Source organism: Xanthomonas prunicola, from assembly GCF_002846205.1.
GTDB lineage: Bacteria > Pseudomonadota > Gammaproteobacteria > Xanthomonadales > Xanthomonadaceae > Xanthomonas > Xanthomonas prunicola.
Genome location: NZ_PHKV01000005.1, coordinates 1 through 3,510 on the forward strand (window position 1 = coordinate 1; position 3,510 = coordinate 3,510).

Genomic DNA, 3,510 nt, shown 5'->3' on the forward strand with positions numbered 1-3,510 from the left:
GCATTGTTTGCTCAACCGCGCCTGGCCGAGTTGGCTCTGGCACTGGGCGATGCAGGCTCCACTGCACTACCGCCGATCCTGCCGGTGCCGCGCACCGAACCCATGCGGCTATCGTTCGCACAGCAACGCCTATGGTTCCTCAACCAGCTCGATCCGCGCACCGGTGCGACCTACATCATGCACGGCGGCGTGCAACTGAGCGGGGACTTGCACCTCCAGGCGCTGACCCGTGCACTGGATCGCATCGTGGCGCGTCACGAGACCTTGCGCACCCACTTCGCCAATGTCGACGATATTCCGCTGCAGATCATCGATGCGCCGCGCGAACTCGCCTTGCAACTGATCGACCTGAGCGGCGAGCCAGCGCCGCAAAGCGCTGCCCGCTTACACGCCCGTAACGAGGCCAACACCGGCTTCGACCTTGCAAGCGGTCCGTTGTTCAGAGGCCGTCTGTTGCGTCTGGCCGAACGTGAGCATGTGTTGCTGCTGAGCATGCATCACATCGTCTCCGACGGCTGGTCCATCGGCGTGCTGATCGAGGAGATCGGCGCACTGTATGCGGCTTTCGTGCGAGGCCAGCCCGATCCGCTGCCGCCACTGCCGATCCAGTACGCCGACTATGCCGCTTGGCAACATCGCTGGATCGACAGCCGACTGCAGCAGAGCCAACTGGATTTCTGGCGCGCGCAGCTGCGCGATGCGCCGGCCTTGTTGGAGCTGCCCACCGATCGGCCGCGTCCGCCGCTGCAGGATACCGCCGGCGACCGGGTGGAACTGCTCCTGGACGAGACGCTGAGCGTGCGTCTGCAGGCACTGGCCGTGCGGCACGGCACCAGCATCTTCGGTCTGTTGTTGTCCGGATGGGCTGCGCTGCTGTCCCGCTACAGTGGGCAGACCGATCTGGTCATCGGCACCGCGTCGGCAGGCCGCAATCGCAGCGAACTGGAACCGTTGATCGGCTTCTTCGTCAACACCCTGCCGTTGCGCATCGATCTGTCCGCGCGGCCGACGTTCCTGGAACTGCTGGACCAGGTCCAGGCCACACTGCTTGCCGCACAGGCGCACCAGGATCTGCCATTCGAACGCATCATCGAAGCGGTACGACCGATCCGCAGTCTGTCGCACACACCGTTGTGCCAGACGATGTTCTCCTCCGACACCACGCCGGCACGCGCCCTGGAGTTGCCGGACCTGCAACTGAGCGCTTACCCCAACGATCATTGCGTTGCACAGTTCGATCTGTCGCTGGACATGCAGATCGCACCCACGCGGATCCGCGGCGTGCTGCACTACGCCACCGCGCTGTTCGATCGCAGCACCATGCAGGCGTATCTGGACAACTACGCGCGTCTGCTGGGCGCGCTGGCCGACGCACCCATGCTGGCGGTGGACCGGCCTGCATTGCTGGATGCAGACGGATGGCGTTCGCTACACCAGTGGAACGACAGCGCACGCGCGGTGCCACCGCCGCCGACGATCCACACAGCGTTCCAGGCCCAGGCTCGCAGCACACCGGATGCCATCGCCGTCATCGATGGTGACCGCACCCTGCGCTATGCCGAACTGGACGCGTACGGCAACCGTATCGCGGCGCAGCTGATCGCCGCCGGAGTGCGCAGTGGCGAGTGTGTGGTGACGCTGCTGCCACGCAGTGCGGAACTGGTGGCCGCACAGCTGGGCATCCTCAAGGCAGGTGCGGCCTATGTGCCGCTGGATCCGCGACAGCCCGCCGCCAGGCACGCCCAGCTGGCCGAGGACTGCCAGGCCCGCTCGATCGTGCACGCGCCCGGCGACGCTCCGCCCTGGGCGACGGCGCCGTGTTTGCAGATCACGTTGACCGCAAAGCCGACCGATGCGTGCGTGGCCCCGCCATTGCCCACTGCCGCACCCGCCTATGTGATGTACACCTCAGGCTCGAGCGGCCGTCCGAAAGGCGTGCTGGTGCCGCACCAGGCCGTGCTCAATCTGGTGCGCGACCCGGACTACGCCCGCTGGCAGGCCGACGACCGCTTCGCCTTCGCGTCCAATCCCGCCTTCGACTCCAGCACCCTGGAAGTGTGGGCGCCATTGCTGAGCGGCGGCAGCCTGGTCGTGGTGCCGCAGGACGTCCTGCTCGATCCCAGTGTGCTGGCCGACTTCGCACGCACGCATGCGATCAGCGTGCTGATCCTGGTCGCTGGGGTACTGCGTGCCTACGCAAGCGAACTGGCACGCACGCTGCCGACGCTGCGCTACCTGATCACCGGTGGCGATATCGCCGATCCGCAGGCGCTCGCCACGCTGCTGCGCGGTCAACGACCGCACACGCTGTTGCAGACCTACGGCCCCACCGAAACCACGCAGTTCGTCACTGCTGTCGCAGTGAGCGAAACGCCCGACGATGGACAACGCATCCCGATCGGCACGCCGATTGGCAATCTGCGCGTGTACGTGCTCGATGCGCATCGCCAAGCGCTGCCGGTCGGCATGCAGGGCGAACTCCATATCGCTGGCCTCGGTCTGGCGCTTGGCTATGTGCGGCAAGCAGGATTGACCGCCGAGCATTTCGTGCCCGACCCCTTCAGTGGTGAGCCGGGAGCGCGCATGTACAGGACCGGCGATCTGGGCCGCTGGCGCGCCGACGGCCAGCTCGAATGCCTGGGCAGACGCGATGCGCAGAGCAAGATCCGCGGGTTCCGGCTGGAACCGCGCGAAATCGAGGCGGTGCTGCAAACGCATCCGCAGATCGACCAGGCGCTGGTGCGCGTGTGCGAGGACACCGCCGGACAACGTCGTCTTGTCGCTTATGTCATCGGTACGCAAATCGACGACAGCGCGGCGCACGACCCGAACGCATTGCGCCGCCACCTGGCCGATACGCTGCCCGACTACATGCTGCCGGATGCCTACGTCCCCATGCAGGCCTGGCCGCTCACCGCCAACGGCAAGCTGGATGTGCGGGCGCTACCCGCACCTGACGATGTGCAACGTGGCATCGCGGAGAGCGACCCTCCACACGGCGAGACCGAATGCGTGCTTGCCGAGATCTGGTGCGCATTGCTCGGCGTTAGCACGGTCAACCGGCACGACAATTTCTTCGACATCGGCGGGCATTCGTTGTTGGCCGTGCAACTTGCTACCCGCATCCAGACCCGGCTCGGACGCCGTTTGCCGCTGTCGCGGGTGTTCGCCGAGCCGACGCTGGCGCGCATGGCCGGCGCGCTGGCCGACAGTGCCGCTGCGCCCAGCGCCCCGATCGCCGCGTTGGTGGACCGGAGCAGCTATTACGAATGATCTGCTTCGGTCAACGTCCAGCGCAGATGCAGTCGCGCCACTGATCCACGGCACCCACTTGCCCAGCATGCTCCTGCATCAGGCAAGTGGATGTCACGTTGAGTCAAGCGTGAAGGTTCAGTAACGGAGAAAAAGACGGCCTGCGGTGCACGTTCGATGCGCCGCGCAGACGGTCTGCGCGTGCGGGTTCGGCGGCACCCCCTTGCCACTCCCATTGCAGGCGTCCCGAGTTTTTCA

The 3,510-nt window shown here is 66.0% G+C and carries 1 protein-coding gene; it reads left to right on the plus strand.

Going from position 1 to position 3,510, the window contains the following annotated elements; translation table 11 throughout:
• Window positions 1-3,273: non-ribosomal peptide synthetase (locus XpruCFBP8353_RS15550; protein WP_133125656.1), on the plus strand; the 3,273-nt coding region annotated here is incomplete at its 5' end.
• Between the last annotated feature and the right edge of the window lie 237 nt (window positions 3,274-3,510).